A 241-nucleotide genomic window follows, 5' to 3' on the forward strand; every position below is an offset into this window, starting at 1 on the left:
GTATCTGGCCTTTGAAGCAACCAAAAACAAGGACCTGCTGATCCTACAGCACATATTCCTTGGCATGAATGCTCACATCAATCTGGATTTGGGAATTTCAGCGGCTTCCATTATGCCTTACCGAAAAATAAATCCTTTAAAGAAAGACTTCGAAAATATTAATAACGTGATTGCATCAATCAATCAGAAAGTTCAGGATTCTTTAAGTAAAATATGTTATCCAGTGGATCTTATTGACCAG

General features: G+C 36.9%; 1 protein-coding gene. It reads left to right on the forward strand.

Going from position 1 to position 241, the window contains the following annotated elements; translation table 11 throughout:
* Positions 1 to 4: 4 nt before the first annotated feature.
* Positions 5 to 241: DUF5995 family protein (locus tag SB689_RS24030; RefSeq protein WP_410694533.1), on the forward strand; the 237-nt coding region annotated here is incomplete at its 3' end.

The sequence above is a fragment of the Chryseobacterium sp. SIMBA_038 genome, from assembly GCF_046535115.1.
Classification (GTDB): Bacteria; Bacteroidota; Bacteroidia; order Flavobacteriales; family Weeksellaceae; genus Chryseobacterium.